Raw genomic sequence first — 18,282 nt, forward strand, 5'->3', positions numbered from 1 at the left:
ACGTGGGCTAATGTAGCGACCTGGTAAGCGCTTTCTCGCGCGCGTGCCGATCACCGTCGATCGGAAGGAAACCCTGTGTCCGACACCGCCACCCCCTCGGTCCGCCTCAACCGCGACCAGCGGAACGCCTTCATCGCGTCGCTGCTCGGTTGGATGATGGACGCCTTCGACTACTTCATCATCGTGCTCGTCTACGCCGAGATCGGGGCGGAGTTCAACGTCCCCCTCGAGCAGATGGCCTACCTGACCACGATCACCCTGATCATGCGCCCGGTCGGCGCCTACCTGTTCGGATTGTGGGCCGACCGGATCGGGCGTCGCATCCCGCTGATGGTCGACGTCTGCTTCTACTCGATCGTCGGCTTCCTCTGCGCCTTCGCGCCGAACTTCACGGTGCTGTTCATCCTGCGGCTGCTGTACGGCATCGGGATGGGCGGCGAGTGGGGCCTCGGCGCTGCGCTCACCATGGAGAAGGTCCCGCGCACCCGCCGCGGCTTCTACTCCGGGATCCTGCAGGCAGGCTACTCGGCCGGCTACCTGCTCGCGGCGCTGGCGTTCCTCCTGGTCCACTCCGTGCTCGGGCTGAACTGGCGGTGGATGTTCGCGCTCAGCATCCTGCCCGCGCTGATCACCCTGATCATCCGTTCGCGGGTGAAGGAGTCGGAGGTCTGGGAGAACACGCAGGTGAAGATGCGCAAGGCCGGCACCTCGATCCGCCGGGTCTTCTTCGACGGCAAGGTGCTGCGGCGGTTCGTGTACCTCGTCATCCTGATGGCCGCGTTCAACTGGATGAGCCACGGCACGCAGGACATCTACCCGACGTTCCTGAAGGCGACCGACCACGGCGGAGCCGGACTGGATGCGGCGACCGCCGGGTGGATCGCCGTCGTGTACAACATCGGCGCGATCGTCGGCTGCATCGTCCTCGGCGGCCTCTCGGACCGCTGGGGACGGAAGGCGACGATCATCCTGGGCGCGGCGCTGACCCTGCCGATCATCCCGATCTTCGCGTTCTCGACCACGGCCGGCCTGCTCTGCCTGGGCTCGGCGCTCATCCAGTTCACGACTCAGGGCGCCTGGGGAGCCATCCCGGCGCACCTCAACGAGATGTCGCCGAACGCCATCCGCGGCTTCTACCCGGGCGTGACCTATCAGCTGGGAAACGTGATCGCGGCGTTCAACCTGCCGATCCAGCAGGCGCTGGCGCCGCAGCTCGGCTACGGGTGGGCGATGGCGTCGACCGTCGGCATCGCCGCCATCGCGGTCATCGTGCTGACCGCGCTCGGCAAGCAGGCGAACGGGATCGACTTCACGGCGGTGCCGGCCGACGCGACGGCATCGGCCTCGACGCGGGCGCGGTAGCGGCCTCCCGGCGCGGCGAGCAGAGCGGGCGGTTCCGCCTTCACGGAGCTTCTGGTACGCTCGGGTAAGCGCTTTCCCAACGCGAAGACGCGAACACACGCAGTCACGAAGGAGTACACGTGTCGTCGATCGGCATCATCATGAACGGCGTCTCCGGGCGCATGGGCTACCGGCAGCACCTGGTGCGGTCGATCCTCGCGATCCGCGAGCAGGGGGGTGTGGAGCTCTCCGACGGCCGCCGGGTCCAAGTCGAGCCGCTGCTGGTCGGACGCTCGGAGGAGAAGCTGGCGGAGCTGGCCGAGCGGCACGACATCGCCGACTACACCACCGATCTGGATGCCGCGCTGGCCGACGACCGCTGGCAGATCTACGCGGACTTCCTGGTGACGCAGGCGCGCTCGGCCGCCATCCGCAAGGCGATCGCCGCGGGCCGGGCGATCTACACCGAGAAGCCGACCGCCGACAGCTTCGAGGAGGCCCTCGAACTGGCCCGCCTCGCCGCCGCAGCGGGAGTCAAGAACGGCGTGGTGCACGACAAGCTCTACCTGCCCGGCATCCGCAAGCTGAAGCGCCTGGTCGACTCCGGCTTCTTCGGCCGCATCCTCTCGGTGCGCGGGGAGTTCGGCTACTGGGTGTTCGAAGGCGACTGGCAGACCGCGCAGCGGCCCAGCTGGAACTACCGGGCCGAGGACGGCGGCGGCATCGTCGTCGACATGTTCCCGCACTGGAGCTACGTGCTCGAAAACCTCTTCGGGCGGGTGGAGTCGGTGTACGCGCAGGCGGCGACCGAGATCCCGCAGCGCGTCGACGAGCAGGGCCGGCCGTATGCGGCGACGGCGGACGACGCGGCCTACGCGATCTTCCAGCTCGCCGGCGGCGTGACGGCGCAGCTCAACTCCAGCTGGACCACACGCGTGAACCGCGACGAGCTGGTCGAGTTCCAGGTCGACGGCACCCACGGAAGCGCGGTCGTCGGGCTGTTCGGCTGCAAGATCCAGCCGCGCGACGCCACACCGAAGCCGGTGTGGAACCCCGACCTGGCCGACACGCACGACTACGCCGCCGACTGGATCGAGTCGCCCGCCAACGAGGTGTTCGAGAACGGGTTCAAGACCCAGTGGGAGGAGTTCCTGCGGCACGTGCTCGAGGATGGGCCCAACCGGTACGACTTCCTGGCCGGCGCCCGCGGCGTCCAGCTGGCGGAGCTGGGTCTGCGCTCCTCGCGGGAGGGCCGGCGGATCGAGCTGCCGGAGGTGTCACTCGCATGACGGCCGTCACCCTCCTGAACGCCGACGGCACGACCGCGGCCGCCGACCTCGGCGACGCGCCCGCCTTCGAGCGCCCGACGGCCCCGCTGCGGTCGCGAGTCGCCTACGCGGCGGCCCACGTCATCCCGAAGCCGTGGGGCGACAACGTGCCCGGCGCTCCGGCCGACATCGACTGGGATGCGACCCTCGCCTTCCGCCGGCACGTCTACTCGTGGGGGCTCGGGGTCGCGGACGCGATGGACACGGCCCAGCGGAACATGGGCCTCGACGCCGCCGCCACGCGCGAGCTGATCGCCCGGAGCGCGGCGGACGCCCGCGCGGTGGGTGGATCGGTCGTCGCCGGGGTCAACACGGACCACGTCGACGAGGCGGTCATCCCCCTCGGCGCCGTGATCGACGCCTACACGGAGCAGCTGCACTTCACCGAGGAGGCCGGTGCGGGGGTCGTCCTGATGGCGAGCCGGCACCTGGCCCGGGCGGCGGAGTCGGCGACCGACTACGAGCGCGTGTACGGCGAAGTGCTGGCTGCGGCCTCCACGCCGGTCGTGCTGCACTGGCTGGGTCCGGCGTTCGATCCGGCCCTCACCGGTTACTTCGGCTCGCGGGAATTCGGCCCCGCCGCCGAGACGGTGCTGCGGATCATCGAGGCGGCGGACGGGCGGGTGACGGGCATCAAGATGAGCCTGCTCGATGCGGACGCCGAGCGGTCACTGCGGGCCCGGCTGCCCGAGGGCGTGCGGATGTTCACCGGCGACGACTTCAACTACGTCGAGCTGATCGAGGGGGATGGGCCGAGCCGGGGAGACGGCGGGGAGGGCATCCACTCGGACGCTCTGCTCGGCGCGTTCGCGTGCCTCGCCCCTGCGGCGTCGGCGTCCATCCAGGCGCTCGACCGGGACGACCCTGCACGCTATCGCGAGATCCTCGCTCCCACGCAGGAGCTGTCGCGTCAGGTGTTCGCGGCGCCGACCTTCCACTACAAGACCGGGGTCGCCTTCCTGTCGTGGCTCAACGGGCACCAGGAGGCGTTCTCGATGGTGGGCGGGATGCACTCGGCCCGCAGCCTCCCGCACCTGTCCGAGATCGTCCGCCTGGCTGCGGCGTGCGGTGCGCTGGAGCTGCCGGAGCTCGCAGCGGCGCGCTGGAGTTCCCTCCTGCGACTGAACGGAGTGGACGCATGAGCCGGCCCGAACCGCGCCTGTCGATCAACCAAGCCACGATCAAGTACGCGGCGCTGGCGGACGCCCTCCGGGTGACCGCGGAGGCGGGCGTCGAGTCGATCGGGCTGTGGCGCGAGCCCGTGGCCGAGGTCGGACTCGACGCGGCGGCCCGGATGGTGGCAGAGTCCGGCCTCCGCGTGTCGAGCCTGTGCCGGGGCGGGTTCTTCACCGCTCCCGGGGGGCCAGAGCGCCGGGCTGCGCTCGATGAGAACCGGCGGGCCATCGAGGAAACGGCGCGGCTCGCTGCAAGCGGCGCACCGGGCTCGGCTGCCGTCCTGGTCGTGGTGGCCGGCGGCCTGCCGGACGGATCGCGTGACCTGGCCGGCGCGCGCGAGCGGGTCGCCGACGCGGTGGCCGAGCTGGAGCCGGAGGCGCGCGCAGCCGGCGTCACGCTCGCCCTCGAAGCGCTGCACCCGATGTACGCCGCCGACCGGGCCGTGCTCTCCACCCTGGGCCAGGCGCTCGACATGGCGGAGCGGTTCCCCGCCGAGTCGGTGGGCGTCGTGGTGGACACCTTCCACGTCTGGTGGGACCCGCAGCTCCCGGAGCAGATCGCCCGTGCTGGGCGGACGGGGAGGATCGCGAGCTATCAGGTCTGCGACTGGGTCACGCCGCTGCCCGCCGACGTGCTGCTGGCGCGCGGGATGATGGGCGACGGCCACATCGACTTCCCTCCCATCACGGCGGCGGTCGAAGCGGCCGGCTACACCGGCGACGTCGAGGTCGAGATCTTCAACGAGGTGATCTGGGCCGCCGAACCGGCCGCGGTGGTCGCCCGGACGGCGGAGGCGTTCGACCGGACCGTGGGACTGCGACGAGTGAGCGCGTGACCGCGACGGCTGCGGCCTCCGGTCGTCCCGTGGGAGGGTAGGCGCGTGAGCGTCATCGTGGTCGCGCCGGACTCGTTCAAGGGGTCGGCGTCGGCCGCTGCCGTCGCGTCGGCGCTCGCCGAGGGCTGGCGGTCGGTGCGGCCGGACGACGAGCTGGTCCTGGCTCCCATGGCGGACGGCGGCGAGGGAACGCTGGACGCGTTCGCCGTGGCGGCGCCCGGGGCTGTCCGGCATCCGGTACGGGTGCTCGGGCCTGACGGTTCCGCCGTCGACGCCAGTTGGCTTCAGCTCCCGGACGGCACCGCAGTCGTCGAGCTCGCCGAGACGAGCGGGCTGGGCCTCATGCGCGAACTCGCGCCGTTCGACGCGCACACCGTCGGCTTCGGCCAGGCGATCGCCGCGGCCCTCGATGCCGGCGCGTCGGCGTTGCTGCTCGCGATCGGCGGGAGCGCATCGACGGACGGCGGCGCCGGGATGCTGTCCGCGCTCGGCGCCCGGTTCCTGGACGCCGATGGACGGCAGGTCCCGACGGGCAACCGCGGCCTCTCCGTGCTGGAGCGCGTGGACCTCGGCCGCCTCCGGCCTCTCCCGGCGGGCGGCGCGCGCATTCTGAGCGATGTGACGAGCCCGCTGCTCGGTCCATCCGGGGCGGCAGCCGTGTTCGGCCCCCAGAAGGGCGCCACCCCGGCCGACATCCCGCTGCTCGAGGAGGGGCTGCGACGGCTGGCGGAGGCTCTGGCGGGTGAACGACCGGTCTCGCCGGACGAGAACGGCGCGGGCGCCGCCGGAGGGACCGGGTTCGGCCTCCTCGCGTGGGGTGCGCGCATGGCGCCGGGCGCCGTCGCCGTTGGTGAGGCGCTGGGTCTCCCGGCTGCGATCACCCGGGCGGATGCGGTCATCACCGGTGAGGGCCGCTACGACTCCCAGTCGGCTGCGGGCAAGGTGCCCGCGTACGTGGCGAAGCTCGCGCGGTCGTCGGGCGTCCCGCTGCTCCTGGTGGCGGGCGCGGTCGAGGCCCCGACCGACGGCTTCGCCGATGCCGTCGCACTCGCCGCCCTCGCCGGCTCCAGGGAGGCGGCGATCGCGGATCCTCTGCACTGGGCGTTCGCGGCCGGAACATCCCTGGCCCGCCGGGTCGGCTAGGGTGGCGGCTGTGACAGACCAGCGGCGGGCGTAGCCCGTACCCGACCGCGCGTCTGCTCGTCCGTAGTCATTCGGGGGAGATGTTCATCTTCCGACTCTCCCCATTGCGGGGTGGACGTGCCAGTCTATGTCCACGCGGCGTCACGCCGCCGGTCACCGGCCAGGTGAGGAGACGACATGTCGGACTTCGAAATCCCTTTGGGCAACACGCCGAAATGCGGCGCGGAACTGCACCTGGTGAGGTGGGTGAGGGTCGGAGGCGAGTGGCGCGCCGAGACGCTGCTGGTCACCTACCGGGCCGCCTCGCACGATGAGTGGCTCGTCGAGCAGCACGGACAGCAGCAGAGCCTCGACCGGAATCAGTGGCTGGTGTTCCAGCCCTGACCCGCGCTATTCGCGCGCGACGATGCGCGTCAGCCGGTACGTCGCGGACGAGTCCCCTGTGCGCTCCGCCAGATCCCACACCTCGAACATCTCGCCGTCGGGGGTGCCGATCGAACGGCGGATGCACTGCGGAGGACCGACAGTGCCGTCCGGCGAGGGGAACGTCAACACCTCCGCCGCCGCCTCCGGACCCACGGGAAGCAACGTCACCGTCGTGCACTCCATGGCGCACCCCCGTCCGCTCGGGCGTCACCCTACGCCGCTCCGCCCGGATGGCGACAGGACCCATCTCGAGTACAAGGGGGCGGCCCCACCCGGGATCAGCGCGGGATGACGTTGAGGTTGCCGGCGAACAGGTTCGCAGGGTCGTAGTGCCGCTTCACGGTGGCGAGACGGGCGCGGGTGTCGGGCGGGTAGACCGCCGCCGCCTCCTCACCGGTCGCGGAGCTGAGGAAGTTCACGTAGGCGCCGTCGACGTACGGGGCGAGCCGATCCCACAGCGCGTCGAATCCGGTGCGCGCCGTGTCGATGACCGGTGCGGGGCCGGCGATCGTGGTGGCCACCATGAGTTCTGCGTCACGGTGGGCGTACGCCGTTGCCTCTCTCGGAACCGCCGACACGGCGCCCCCGAGACTGCGGATCGTGAGGAACGGCGAGCCGGGTGCGGCAGCCACCGCTGCCAGCGTGGAGAGCACCCCAGGCACCTCAGCCGGCCCGACCAGGCCGTTGCGCGTGACGAGCCGGATCCCCGGCGGTGGCACCGCGCCCTCGGCCAGGACGCCAGCATACGGAGTCGGGGCGACGGTGTCCGCGAGAAGCGTTCCGAGCCGGCGGAGCGGGTCGATCGCGGCAGCCGCCTCCTCGGCGTCGTCACCGTCGAAGCAGAGATGGACGACGACGGGCGCCTCCGCTCCACCGGCGAACGGGTTCGCCAGCTCGATGGTGGTGGTCAGCCCGAGGGGCGCCGTGCGGAGGTGGTCCGCCCATCCAGACAGCACGGCCACCGCTTCGGATGCAGGGAACGAGAGCGCCCCGAAGGAGACGTCCGTCGTCCGGTGGGCGACGAACTCGAACGACGTGACGACGCCGAGGTTGCCGCCGCCGCCACGGAGCGCCCAGAACAGGTCGGAGTTCTCGTCGGCGCTCGCTCGCACGACCGAGCCGTCGGCCGTCACCACCTGCGCCGCCAGGAGGCTGTCGATCGTCAGGCCGTAGGCGCGCACCTTCCAGCCCATCCCGCCGCCGAGCGTCAGCCCGCCGACGCCGACGCTCGCGGTGTCGCCGGACGAGATGGCCAGGCCGTGCGGGGTCAGTGCGGCGGCCACCTGGCCCCACGTCGCACCGCCGCCCACGCGCACCACCCCGTGCGCGTCGTCCAGCACCTCCACCGCGTTCAGCTCGGCGAGGTCGATGACCGTGCCGCCATCGTTGGTGCCGAAACCGGGGAAGCTGTGCCCGCCGCCGCGGACGGCCAGCGGGCCCTGCTGCGCCGCCGCGAAGCGGACGGCCGCCTGCACGTCGGCCGCAGTGAGCGGGCGGAGCACCCGCGCCGGTCGTCCGACCGCCAGCAGGGTACGGCTCGCGGACTCGTAGTCCGCTCCGCCTGGCTCGATGATGGCGCCGCCGAAGCCGGGGTCGAGGGTGTCGAGAAGGTCGGTCATGAAGTTTCTCCTGTCGTCGATGCGGGGTGTTCCCGCAGTGTGGGTCGTGCATGAGACGACGGGAGGCGTCGGCCTGTGACAGCGGACACCGATGTCACATCCGGCAGGCGTCCGGCGTCTCGTGTATGAGTGCCATCACCAGGAAGGGGAACCATGTTGCAGAACGAGGGACTGGATGAGTTCGTCGCCCACCGGGATCTGCTGTTCACGGTCGCGTACGAGATGCTCGGCTCCGCCGCCGATGCCGAGGACGTCCTCCAGGAGACGTGGATGCGCTGGGCGGCGGTCGACCACGGAACCGTGGAGTTCCCGCGGGCGTACCTGGTGAGGATCACCACCCGGCAGGCGCTGACCCGGCTGCGCGTGCTCGGCCGCCGCAAGGAGCTGTACGTCGGGCCATGGCTGCCGGAGCCGCTCCGGACGGCTCCGGATGTCGCGGACGACGTCGAGCTGGCCGACAGCGTATCGACGGCGATGCTGCTCGTCTTGGAGACCCTGAATCCGGTCGAGCGCGCCGTCTTCGTGCTGCGCGAGGTGTTCGACGTGGACTACGACGAGATCGCGGACGCCGTGGGCAAGACGCCGGCCGCGGTGCGGCAGATCGCCCACCGCGCCCGGGCGCACGTCGCGGCACGGCGCCCACGGGTCGCCGTCACGGCGGCCGAGACCCGCGCGGCGCTCGACGCGTTCCGGAGGGCGGTCGAGACGGGCGAGATCCAGCGGCTCGTCGACGTGCTCGCACCGGATGTCGTACTGCTCGGCGACGGAGGCGGCATCGTGCAGGCGGCCCTCGCCCCGGTGCTCGGACTGGACGCGGTCATGACGCTCCTCGCCCGGATCTCGGTGGGCGTCGTCTCGGTGACGGATTCGGAGGTGAATGGGCGCCCGGCGCTCATCATGACCTCCGGCGACAGCATCCAGGCGGTGGTGACGACGCGCGTCCAGGAGGGGCGCATCGCCGCCCTCTACATCGTCCGGAACCCGGAGAAACTCTCCCGCCTCGCCGAGCCCACGCCCCTCCGCCGCTGACGCTGCTCAGAAGTCGACGGGGTCCCGCTGGATCGGGCAGGTCATGCAGTGGCCGCCTCCGCGTCCCCGGCCCAGTTCCGCGCCGACGATCGGGATGACCTCCACTCCGGCCTGCTCGAGCAGGGCGTTGGTGGAGGTGTTGCGGTCATACGTGTAGACGACTCCCGGGCGGAGGGCGACCGCGTTGTTGCCGCTGTCCCACTGCTGGCGTTCGGACTCGTAGTTGTCGCCCGCGGTCTCGATCACGGTCAGCTTCGGCAGGCCGAGCGCTTCGGCCACCACCTCGACGAAGCTGCGCTGACCGTGATCGATCACACGCACTCCCGGGGCGGTGTCCTCCGGTACGAGGGTGAAGGTGTGCACGCCGTCCATGATCTGCGGGTAGAGCGTGACGACGTCCCGGTCGGCGAAGGTGAAGACCGTGTCGAGGTGCATCGCGGCGCGGAGCTTGGGCATTCCGGCGACGATCACCTTCTCGGCGGCGCCCCGCTCGAACAGCGCGGCTGCGAGCTGCGTGATGGCGTGCCGGGAGGTGCGCTCGCTCATCCCGATCAGCACGACACCGTTGCCGACCGGCATGACGTCGCCGCCCTCCAGCGTCGCCTGGCCCCAGTCCAGCTCCGGGTCGCCCCACCAGACGTTCGCGCCCACGAAGTCCGGGTGGAAGGAGTAGATCGCCTTCATCAGGAGGGTCTCGTCGTGCCGCGCCGGCCAGTACAGCGGGTTCAGCGTCACGCCGCCGTAGATCCAGCAAGTGGTGTCCCGCGTGTAGAGCGTGTTCGGCAGCGGAGGCATCAGGTACTCGCGCACGCCGGTGGACTCCCGGGCCAGGCTCACGTAGTCGGTGCGGTAGTCCTCGGGCAGGTCGGAGGTCGCGAGTCCGCCGATCAGGTAGCGGGACAGCTCGGACGGCGCGAGCGATTCGAGGTACGCGCGCGTGCCCTCCATGAGGCCGATGCCGACCTCGCCTGGCACGATCTTCCTGTCGAGCAGCCAGCCGCGGGCGACCGGGTCGGCGACCGTCTCGCCGAGGAGCTCATGCAGCTCCACGACCTCCACGTCGTTCGAGCGGAGGTCGCTGACGAAGGCGGCATGGTCCTTGATCGCGTTGTCCACCCACATCACGTCGTCGAACAGGAGGTCGTCCGCATTGGTCGGCGTGAGCCGGTGGTGCGCGAGCCCGGGGGAGCAGACCAGGACTTTGCGCAGCCGCCCCACCTCGGAGTGGACGCCGTAGCCGGAAGAAGTGGACGTGTCGGTCATCGCGATGCCTTTCCTGGATCAGTACGGAGGTGCGTGCGGGAGCTCAGATCGAGATCCAGCCGAACGAGAGGGCGACGATCGCGGCCACGGCGCCGATCACCGCCACGGCCAGGATGACGAGCTCGCGCCCGGTGAAGACCCGGCGGCCCTGCTCGCGGCGGGCCATGATGAAGAGGATGGTGGCCGGCGCGTAGATGATGAACGACAGCAGCACGAACGTGACACCCGCCGCGAAGAGCAGGTACAGCGTGTAGATCGTCGCGAGGACGGCGATGATCGCCTCCCTCCCGAAGCCGCGCGGACTGTCGCGATACGTGTCCCTCGTGATGATCAGCTTCATCGCGTACAGGGCGACCAGGAAGAACGGGATGAGCGTCAGCGCGCTGGTGAGGTCGAGCGCCAGGTTGAACGCGTCGTGCGAGAAGTAGGTGATGATCAGCACGACCTGGACGAAGATAGCGGTCATCAGCAGCGCGGGCACCGGAACGTCGGCCGTGTTGGAGCGCGCCAGGAACCGCGGCATGTCGGCGTCCTTCGCAGCCACGAACAGCACCTCGGCCGCCATCAGCGACCACGCCAGGTACGCGCCGAGGACCGAGACGATCAGGCCGATGCTCACGAACCACGCGCCCCACGGACCGACCGCTGCGGCGAGGACACCGGCCATCGACGGTTGCCGCAGTTTCGCGATCTCGCCCATCGGCAGGATGCCGTAGGACACGATGGTCACCGAGGCGAAGATCGCGAACACGCTGACGAAGCCGAGGATCGTCGCCCGGCCGACATCCTGCCGGCGCTTGGCGTGCCGGGAGTAGACGCTCGCCCCCTCGACGCCGAGGAAGACGAAGACGGTGACCAGCATCGTTCCCGTGACCTGGTCGAACAGCGACCCGGCGTAGTCCGCCCCGCCCCAGTTCTCGGCGAACACCTGCGGCTTCAGGACGAAGATGCAGAGCAGGATGAACACGACGATCGGGACGATCTTCGCGACGGTGACGATCCGGTTGATGACCGCCGCCTCCTTGATCCCGCGGCGGATGAGGAGGAAGAACCCCCACAGGCCGACCGACGAGATGCCGATCGCCAGGATGCTGTCGCCCTCGCCGAGTGCCGGGACCACCGCGCCGATGGTCGACATGATGAAGACCCAGTAGAAGACGAGGCCCATCCCGGCGCTCGCCCAGTACCCGATGGCCGAATAGAACCCGAGGTACTGCCCGAAGCCGGCCTTCGCGTAGGCGTAGACCCCGGCGTCGAGTTCGGGTTTGCGGTTGGCGAGCGTCTGGAACACGAAGGCGAGCATCAGCATCCCGAGCCCGGCGATCGACCAGGCGATGAGCGCCCCGGCGACCCCGGTCTCCTGCGCGAACCGGCGGGGGAGCGAGAACACGCCCGCCCCGACCATGGACCCGACGACCATGCCGGTCATCGTGAGCATCGACAGTTTGGCTGCCGGCGCCTGCTGCAGTGGTTTGTCGGTGGTCGTCACGGGCCCTCCCCAAGGGTGTGAACTGTCGTCGCGCGCGAACGGGCACAGTCAACTCGCCCAGGTCCCCGGGAGGCAAGGACTGATTTTCCGGCAATCGCGCTTATATACCCCAGGCATTAGCTGCTTTACCCGTAACCAGTAGAATGCACAGGTATCCCGGAGGAAAATTGCAGACGATTTACGACGGCGCCCGGATCATCGGCCGCGAGAACATCCGTTTTGGTGACCCTGTTCTGATCGACGATTTCGTCCTCGTGGTCGCCCGCGAGACAATCACCCTCGGGAATTACGTGCATCTGGCCTGCTTCTCGTCCATCACCGGCGGGCAGGAGGTCGAGCTCGGGGACTTCGTCGCCCTCTCGCAGGGCGCCCGCATCCTCACGGGGACCGACGACTTCACCGGCTGGGGCTTCGGCAACTCCACTTTGGACGAGGCCTACCGCAACACCACGCGAGCGCCGGTCAGGGTGGGCCGCTTCTGCGTGATCGGCGCGAACGCGGTCGTGCTCCCCGGCGTCACCATCGGCGAGGGAGCGACCGTCGGCGCCGGAACGGTCGTCACCCGGGACCTCGAACCGTGGGGGGTCTACCTCGGGAACCGGCGGCTGCGCGACCGCGACCGCGACGGCGTCCTGGCGACGCATCGCGCTTTTACGGAGGGACGACGACCATGAACTCACCGCTTCCGTTCGAGAGGCCGGTCTACGTGAGTCGTCCGGCCCTCCCGCCGCTGACGGAGTACGTCCGCCGGCTGGAATCCATCTGGGCGAGCAACATCCTCACCAACATGGGCCCGATGCACGAGATGCTCGAACTCGGCGTGGGAGAACGGGTCGGCGCCGGGCGCGTCTCCCTGTGGAACAACGGGATGAGCGCCCTCCTCGCGGCCGTCAGCTCGCTGCAGCTGCAGCGGCGCAAGGTGGTCGTCACGCCGTTCACCTTCCCTGCGACGGTCCACGCGATCTCGCTCCTCGGGCTCGAACCGGTCTTCGTGGACATCGACGACGACTCCCTGACCATCGACCCGTCGCTCATCGAGGAGGCGCTCGACCCGGAGGTGGGGGCCATCCTCGGAACGCACGTGTATGGCCGTTTCTGCGATACCCGTGCCATCGACGCGATCGCACGTGAGCACGACCTGCGGGTGGTCTACGACGGCGCGCACATCTTCGGCAGGTACGCACCGGTCGTCACCGACGAGCCGCACCGGCTCGGGGACATCACCATGCTGAGCTTCCACGCGACGAAGCTGTTCCACACGGTCGAGGGCGGCGCGTTGATCACCGCCGACCAGGAGACCGACCGGCAGCTGCGCCTGATCCGCAACTTCGGGATCGTCAACGAGCACGACGTGAAAGGACTCGGCCTCAACGGCAAGATGTCCGAGGTGCACGCGGCGATGGGGCTCTCGATGCTCGACATGATGGACGCCGAGATCGACCAGCGGGTCGGAGTGGCATCCCGCTACGTCGAAGCGCTCTCCGGCATCCCCGGACTCCGGATCGTCGCGGGGGGAGACGGAACCGTGCAGTACTTCGTCCTCCGGATCGATGCAGACCAGTTCGGCAGCAGTCGCGACGACCTGCACAACACCCTCCGCTCGCTGAACGTGATCAGCCGCAAATACTTCTCACCTCTCTGCAGCGATGTCGAGCCCTACAACACCCTCCCCAGCGCGCAAAACCTACCGGTCGCCCGGAAAGCGGCTGAGGAGGTCCTCGCGTTGCCGCTGTACGGCGGCCTCAGTCTGGAGGATGCGGATCGCATCGCGGAGATCGTCAGCTGGCACCAGAAGGGCGGAATACTGTGACCAGACCGGTTGCGACGGTGTTGCTCGTCACCCACAACCACATCGGCTTCATCGACAGGGCGATCGCGTCCATCGAATCCCAGGAGTCGCCCTACCCGTTCGACGTGCTCGTCGCCGACGACGCCTCCACCGACGGGACGCGCGAACGGCTGCTGGAGTGGGCTGCGAGCAGCGAGCTCGACATCACCGTGCTCGCTGAGGCCCCACGCCTCGGGATCACCCTCAACTACGCGCGCGGGTTCTCCGCGGCGCAGGGCGAGTTCGTCGGCGTTCTGGAGGGCGACGACGAATGGATCTCGGTCGATAAGCTGCGGCTGCAGGTCGAACACCTCCTCGCGCATCCCGAGCACTCGATGGTCGCCTGCCGGGTGCTCCTGCACGACGAGTCGACGGGAAGCGCCAGCATCGCGCCGGCGATCGGCTTCGCACGGATGTGGACGCCGGTCAACGCCCGTCGGCTGGCGGAGGTGAACTGGTTCGCGACGTTCAGCGCCTGCATGTACCGGGCCGACGCCCTCGAGCGGCTGTCGCCGGAGGTCTTCGAGATCACCTCGTACGACTGGATGGTGAACCTGTCGGTCCTCGCCTTCGGCGACGCCGGGTTCATCCCGCAGGTGCTGACGCTGTACCGTCAGCATTCCGGCGGGGAGTGGTCCAAGAAGTCCCACCGGGAGCGCGACGAGCGCATCCGGCACCTCCTCCCGCGGTACATCGAGCTCTCCAGCCCGGAGGTGCAGGTCGAGCTGACCCGCCTGCTGCACGACCTCGAGTCGCGGGCCGTGCAGCTCGCCGACGTGCTCGACGGCGCCGTGACGCCGCTCCCGACGCAGACGGCCCTGCCCATCCCGCGCAGCATGGGCCCGGCGCCCCGGGTCTCGGTGGTCATGACCTCGTACAACCACGCCCGCTGGATCGAGGAGGCGATCTCGAGCGTGCTGGACCAGACCATGACGGATCTGGAACTGATCGTCGTCGACGACGCCTCCAAGGACGACTCGATGGAGGTCGTCGCCCGCTTCGCGGACCCGCGGATGCGCGTCTACCGCTTCGACACCAACCAGGGGGCGGCGTCCGCGCTGAACTTCGCCGTCCAGCAGGCGCGGGCGGAGTTCGTCGCGGTGATCAACTCGGATGACGCCTGGGAGCGGCACAAGCTGCAGCGGCAGCTGGACGCCTTCGAGGCGCACCCCGAACTGGGCGCGGTCTTCACCAGCGCCCGCTTCGTGGGGGAGGATGGCGAGCTGCTCGCGCCCGAGCGCATCCCGCACTGGCACAACGTCTTCCGCCAGCGCAACCGCTCGCAGGCGCAGTGGCTGCGCTACTTCTTCGAGAACGGCAATGCGCTCTGCCACCCGAGCGTGCTCATCCGGCGCGAGTTCTACATGGAGCACGGGCTGTACGACAACCGGATGCGCCAGCTGCCCGACTTCGACCGCTGGATCGCCCTCGTCAAGCACTGGCCGATCCACGTGCTCGGGGACGAGGACCTGGTCCGCTTCCGGCTGCTGGAGGCGGAGCAGAACGCGAGCTCGAACAGCCGCGCCAACGTCATCCGCGGCTTCAACGAACACATCGCCGTCGACGAGCGGTTCTTCGAGGGCTGCAGCGACGAGCTCCTGGTCGAGGCGTTCGGGGACGCGATGGTCAACCCGCACATCACCTTCCCGGACGAGCGCGAATGCGAGATCGCCCTCCTCTGGTGCAATCTGCCCTGTGCGATGTCGGAGCCCAACCGGGTCCACGGCCTGCGCAGCCTCCGGACGCTGCTGGGAGACGAGAACACCTCCCTGCTCATGCGGTCGCGGTACGGCTTCACCGAGCTGAACCTCCACGCGATCGCCGGGACGGAGACCCACGAGATGTCGGCGGTCACCCGCGAGTGGCTGTCCCAGCTGGAGCAGGGCGCGACCTGGCGGGGCGCCGTCATGACCACCCCGAGCGGTGAGCTGGCCCGCCACGTCTGGGCGCGGATGCGCGAGGTCCCCGTCCGCAGCTGGCCGGGACGCGCCGTCCGTCAGTTCCGTCAGGTGGTCGGCCGGTGACCACCGAAGGTGGCGTCGTCATCCTCGACGACATCTTCCCGAACCTCGCCACCGGCTTCCGCGTCGCGGAGTTCAACTGGCTGATGAAGCGGGATGCGGTCTCGCGCGTGCTCACCACCCAGCCGCTCCTGCACCTCCTTCCCGAATACGCGACGCGCTATCCGGAATTCGCGGAGCGGGTCGAGCCCTACACAGTGGACGAGCTGCGCGGCGCCTCGCTCGCCTGGATGACCTTCCTGAACAACGCGGCGTACTTCCTGGACGACCTGGAGGCCACGGAGACGCCGTTCGTCGTGACCCTGTACCCGGGCGGCGGTCTCAACCTGGGCGACCCGGAGGCGGACGCCAAGCTGGCGGCCGTGCTCGCGTCTCCGATGCTGCGGGCAGTGATCACGACTCAGCCGCGTGTCACCGAATACGTTCGGGCCCTGGCTCCGGAGGTGGAGCTCCAGGAGATCCTCGGCGTGGTCGTGAACCCGCTCTACCTCGGCCCCGGCGCCGGCTTCCGCACCGACTACTACCCGGGCGGCGCCTCCACGCTTCGGCTGGCCTTCGCCGCGCACAAGTACACCGAGCGCGGCCTGGACAAGGGCTACGACCTGTTCCTGGAGGTGCTGCGCGGCCTCAGAAGCACTGGAGTGCCGGTCGAGGGCCATGTCATCGGCGGGTTCTCCGAGGACGACATCGACGTGACCGATCTGGGCGATGCTCTCACGTTCCATGGCACCCTCGAGGCGGAGGACCTGAAGACCGTCTTCGGCTCGATCGACCTCGTGGTCTCGCCGAACCGTCCGGGCGTCCTCTCGGCGAAGGCGTTCGACGGCTTCCCGCTCGGCTCGGTGATCGAGGCGGCGCTCTGCGGCGCCGGGATCGTCGCCACGGACGCTCTGGACCAGAACCGGCTGTTCATGGACGGCAGGAACATCCTCATCGTCCAACCGGACGCCGATGACATCGTGCATCGCATCGTCGAGTTGATCGACGCGCCCGGCGGTATCGGCCGGCTCGCGCAGGCCGGGCTCTCGGTCGCGCGGCGCGGCTACGGCATCGACAGCCAGCTCCGGGCGCGCCTCGACGTGATGGAGCGGGCGCTGCTGCCGCTGGAGGAGCCGGTCGCGGGCTGAGCGCCGCCGCTCGGCGGTTCAGACGGTCGGCAGCGAGTCGAGGTACGCCTTGATCGTCTCATCCGCGGGGCCGACGGCCTGCAGGTCGCCGCGGTTCAGCCAGGCGGCCTGGTCGCACATGTCCGTGACGGTGTCCATCGAGTGGCTCACCAGGACGACCGTCTTGCCGGCGGCGCGGAAGTCGGCGAAGCGCTGCTTGCACTTCTCCTGGAACTCGGCGTCGCCCACGGCGAGAACCTCGTCAACGACGAGGATCTCCGGGTCGACGTTGATGGCGATGGCGAACCCGAGGCGGACGTACATGCCGGAGGAGTAGTTCTTCACCGGCTGATCGATGAAGGCCTCCACGCCCGAGAAGTCGATGATCTCGTCGAGCTTCCTGGTCACTTCCTTCTTCGTCATCCCGAGGATGGAGCCGTTGAGGAAGATGTTCTCCCGGCCCGTCAGTTCGGGGTGGAAGCCGCTGCCGACCTCCAGAAGGGCTGCCACACGCCCGCGGGCGGTGATGGTGCCGGACGTCGGGTTGTAGATCTTGGCCAGGCACTTGAGCAGAGTCGACTTGCCGGAGCCGTTGCTCCCGATCAACCCGAACGTGGAGCCGGTAGGAACCTCGAACGACACGTCCTTGAGCGCCCAGAAGTCGTTGTGGACGGACACGCGCCCGCGCATGATCGCCGACTTCAGCGACTGATTGCGCTCCCGGTAGAGGCGGAAGCGCTTGCTGACCTGGTCGACGGTGATCGCTGCCTCGCTCACAGGGCCTCCGCCAGGTCTTTCTCTTTCGCCCGGAAGACGAGCCAGCCGACCGCGAAGACGATCACGGCGGCGACGACGCAGTAGGTGACGTCCTCAGGGGCCGGCCAGCGGTTGTCGTACAACAGGTTGCGGAACACGGCCACGAAGCGCTCCATCGGGTTGAGCCGGTACAGGTCGTAGACGGTGATCGACGTGCCGAGGAGGCCTCCCGCGTGGGCAGACCGCTCGGCGATCAGGTCGATCGGGTAGATGATCGGCGTGAGGAACATCCAGATCTGCAGCAGGATGCCCACGAAGTGCTGGGTGTCGCGGAAGTACACGTTCGCGATCGACAGCATCAGGGCGAATCCGGCGGCGAACACCGCGAGCACGATCATCATCAGGATGACGGCCGGCAGCCAGGGGAGGACGAACGCTCCGCACAGGGCAAGCACGACGACCAGCACGGTCATTTCGAAGAGCCAGTTGAAGCCGATGGCGCCGACGGTGGACAACGGGAGCACCAGTCGGGGGAAGTACACCTTCTGCACCAGGCCGGCGTTCGCGAGGAGGCTGCCCATCCCGGAATTGACGACCGCCGCGAAGAACCCCCACGGGAGCAGCCCGCAGAGCAGCCAGACCGGGTAGATGTCGAGCCCGCTCGGGTTGCCGGGAGGCGGGGTGGCCCGCAGGATGAAGGCGAAGACGATCGTGTAGACGAGCATGCTCGCCAGGGGGTTCACGAGCGACCACAGCTGACCGAAGACCGTGCGCTTGTACTGACCGCGGATCTCGCGCAAGGTCAGATTGGCGAGCAGTTCGCGCGCCGAAAGCACTTCCTTGACGTATGACATAGTCCCTCGTTAGCTGACCGGCCGGACGAAGGCCAGGCTCAAATCTACCGGAACGGAGACCGGCCGCC

17 protein-coding genes are annotated in these 18,282 nt (G+C 69.3%); 11 read left to right on the plus strand and 6 right to left on the minus strand.

Going from position 1 to position 18,282, the window contains the following annotated elements:
* Window positions 1–75: 75 nt before the first annotated feature.
* The 6 genes from SB754_RS03760 to SB754_RS03785 all read left to right on the plus strand — a co-directional run bounded on the left by SB754_RS03760 (window position 76) and on the right by SB754_RS03785 (window position 6,207).
* Complete coding sequence (locus SB754_RS03760; protein ID WP_410781014.1) at window positions 76–1,362, plus strand: MFS transporter; 1,287 nt, start codon at window positions 76–78, stop codon at window positions 1,360–1,362.
* A gap of 119 nt (window positions 1,363–1,481) precedes the next feature.
* Window positions 1,482–2,630: a Gfo/Idh/MocA family protein gene (locus SB754_RS03765; protein WP_410781015.1), complete on the plus strand. Its 1,149-nt coding sequence runs from the start codon at window positions 1,482–1,484 to the stop codon at window positions 2,628–2,630.
* Window positions 2,627–3,811 carry a dihydrodipicolinate synthase family protein gene (locus SB754_RS03770; RefSeq protein WP_410781016.1) on the plus strand — a complete coding sequence of 395 codons (1,185 nt, stop codon included), beginning with the start codon at window positions 2,627–2,629 and terminating at the stop codon, window positions 3,809–3,811. Before SB754_RS03765 ends, SB754_RS03770 begins: the two co-directional genes overlap by 4 nt.
* Entirely contained in the window at window positions 3,808–4,680 is an 873-nt protein-coding gene (locus tag SB754_RS03775) for a sugar phosphate isomerase/epimerase family protein (RefSeq protein ID WP_410781017.1), read from the plus strand. The genes SB754_RS03770 and SB754_RS03775 overlap by 4 nt, the downstream gene beginning before the upstream one ends.
* Before the next feature lie 45 nt (window positions 4,681–4,725).
* Entirely contained in the window at window positions 4,726–5,823 is a 1,098-nt protein-coding gene (locus SB754_RS03780) for a glycerate kinase (RefSeq protein ID WP_410781018.1), read from the plus strand.
* Window positions 5,824–6,000: 177 nt separating this feature from the next.
* Window positions 6,001–6,207, plus strand: a complete 207-nt coding sequence (locus SB754_RS03785; protein WP_410781019.1) for a hypothetical protein — start codon at window positions 6,001–6,003, stop codon at window positions 6,205–6,207.
* Between the two features lie 6 nt (window positions 6,208–6,213).
* Here SB754_RS03785 and SB754_RS03790 read toward each other — a convergent pair whose 3' ends face one another.
* Window positions 6,214–6,417 carry a hypothetical protein gene (locus tag SB754_RS03790; protein ID WP_410781020.1) on the minus strand — a complete coding sequence of 68 codons (204 nt, stop codon included), beginning with the start codon at window positions 6,415–6,417 and terminating at the stop codon, window positions 6,214–6,216.
* A gap of 110 nt (window positions 6,418–6,527) precedes the next feature.
* Window positions 6,528–7,868 (minus strand): FAD-binding oxidoreductase, encoded by a 1,341-nt coding sequence (locus SB754_RS03795; protein WP_410781021.1) that lies wholly within the window; start codon window positions 7,866–7,868, stop codon window positions 6,528–6,530.
* A gap of 153 nt (window positions 7,869–8,021) precedes the next feature.
* Between SB754_RS03795 and SB754_RS03800 the strand changes: the two genes are divergently transcribed.
* Complete coding sequence (locus tag SB754_RS03800; protein ID WP_410781022.1) at window positions 8,022–8,897, plus strand: RNA polymerase sigma-70 factor; 876 nt, start codon at window positions 8,022–8,024, stop codon at window positions 8,895–8,897.
* 6 nt (window positions 8,898–8,903) lie between these two features.
* On the opposite strand, the gene SB754_RS03805 is transcribed toward SB754_RS03800, so the two are convergent.
* A complete protein-coding gene (locus tag SB754_RS03805; protein ID WP_410781023.1) occupies window positions 8,904–10,160 on the minus strand; it encodes an arginine deiminase in 1,257 nt (418 codons plus the stop codon).
* Between the two features lie 43 nt (window positions 10,161–10,203).
* Window positions 10,204–11,649 (minus strand): basic amino acid/polyamine antiporter, encoded by a 1,446-nt coding sequence (locus SB754_RS03810; RefSeq protein ID WP_410781024.1) that lies wholly within the window; start codon window positions 11,647–11,649, stop codon window positions 10,204–10,206.
* Between the two features lie 167 nt (window positions 11,650–11,816).
* Between SB754_RS03810 and SB754_RS03815 the strand changes: the two genes are divergently transcribed.
* Genes SB754_RS03815 through SB754_RS03830 form a run of 4 tightly spaced genes read left to right on the plus strand, consistent with a single transcriptional unit; the run spans window position 11,817 to window position 16,625 of the window.
* Entirely contained in the window at window positions 11,817–12,323 is a 507-nt protein-coding gene (locus tag SB754_RS03815) for an acyltransferase (RefSeq protein ID WP_410781025.1), read from the plus strand.
* Window positions 12,320–13,459 carry a DegT/DnrJ/EryC1/StrS family aminotransferase gene (locus SB754_RS03820; protein WP_410781026.1) on the plus strand — a complete coding sequence of 380 codons (1,140 nt, stop codon included), beginning with the start codon at window positions 12,320–12,322 and terminating at the stop codon, window positions 13,457–13,459. The genes SB754_RS03815 and SB754_RS03820 overlap by 4 nt, the downstream gene beginning before the upstream one ends.
* Window positions 13,456–15,501: a glycosyltransferase family 2 protein gene (locus SB754_RS03825; protein ID WP_410781027.1), complete on the plus strand. Its 2,046-nt coding sequence runs from the start codon at window positions 13,456–13,458 to the stop codon at window positions 15,499–15,501. Before SB754_RS03820 ends, SB754_RS03825 begins: the two co-directional genes overlap by 4 nt.
* On the plus strand, window positions 15,498–16,625 hold the full coding sequence (locus SB754_RS03830) for a glycosyltransferase family 4 protein (protein WP_410781028.1): 1,128 nt from the start codon (window positions 15,498–15,500) through the stop codon (window positions 16,623–16,625). Before SB754_RS03825 ends, SB754_RS03830 begins: the two co-directional genes overlap by 4 nt.
* A gap of 18 nt (window positions 16,626–16,643) precedes the next feature.
* On the opposite strand, the gene SB754_RS03835 is transcribed toward SB754_RS03830, so the two are convergent.
* Entirely contained in the window at window positions 16,644–17,381 is a 738-nt protein-coding gene (locus tag SB754_RS03835) for an ABC transporter ATP-binding protein (protein WP_410781029.1), read from the minus strand.
* Window positions 17,378–18,214 carry an ABC transporter permease gene (locus SB754_RS03840; protein WP_410781030.1) on the minus strand — a complete coding sequence of 279 codons (837 nt, stop codon included), beginning with the start codon at window positions 18,212–18,214 and terminating at the stop codon, window positions 17,378–17,380. Before SB754_RS03840 ends, SB754_RS03835 begins: the two co-directional genes overlap by 4 nt.
* Window positions 18,215–18,282 lie beyond the last annotated feature (68 nt).

The sequence above is a fragment of the Leifsonia sp. SIMBA_070 genome (genome assembly GCF_046534635.1).
In the GTDB taxonomy this organism is placed as follows: domain Bacteria; phylum Actinomycetota; class Actinomycetes; order Actinomycetales; family Microbacteriaceae; genus Leifsonia.

Coding starts and splice junctions, on each gene's coding strand:
- SB754_RS03770 (WP_410781016.1), top strand. CDS start 2,627: ATGACGGCCGTCACCCTCCTGAACGCCGACGGCACGACCGCGGCCGCC.
- SB754_RS03775 (WP_410781017.1), top strand. CDS start 3,808: ATGAGCCGGCCCGAACCGCGCCTGTCGATCAACCAAGCCACGATCAAG.
- SB754_RS03785 (WP_410781019.1), top strand. CDS start 6,001: ATGTCGGACTTCGAAATCCCTTTGGGCAACACGCCGAAATGCGGCGCG.
- SB754_RS03795 (WP_410781021.1), bottom strand. CDS start 7,868: ATGACCGACCTTCTCGACACCCTCGACCCCGGCTTCGGCGGCGCCATC.
- SB754_RS03800 (WP_410781022.1), top strand. CDS start 8,022: ATGTTGCAGAACGAGGGACTGGATGAGTTCGTCGCCCACCGGGATCTG.
- SB754_RS03805 (WP_410781023.1), bottom strand. CDS start 10,160: ATGACCGACACGTCCACTTCTTCCGGCTACGGCGTCCACTCCGAGGTG.
- SB754_RS03820 (WP_410781026.1), top strand. CDS start 12,320: ATGAACTCACCGCTTCCGTTCGAGAGGCCGGTCTACGTGAGTCGTCCG.
- SB754_RS03840 (WP_410781030.1), bottom strand. CDS start 18,214: ATGTCATACGTCAAGGAAGTGCTTTCGGCGCGCGAACTGCTCGCCAAT.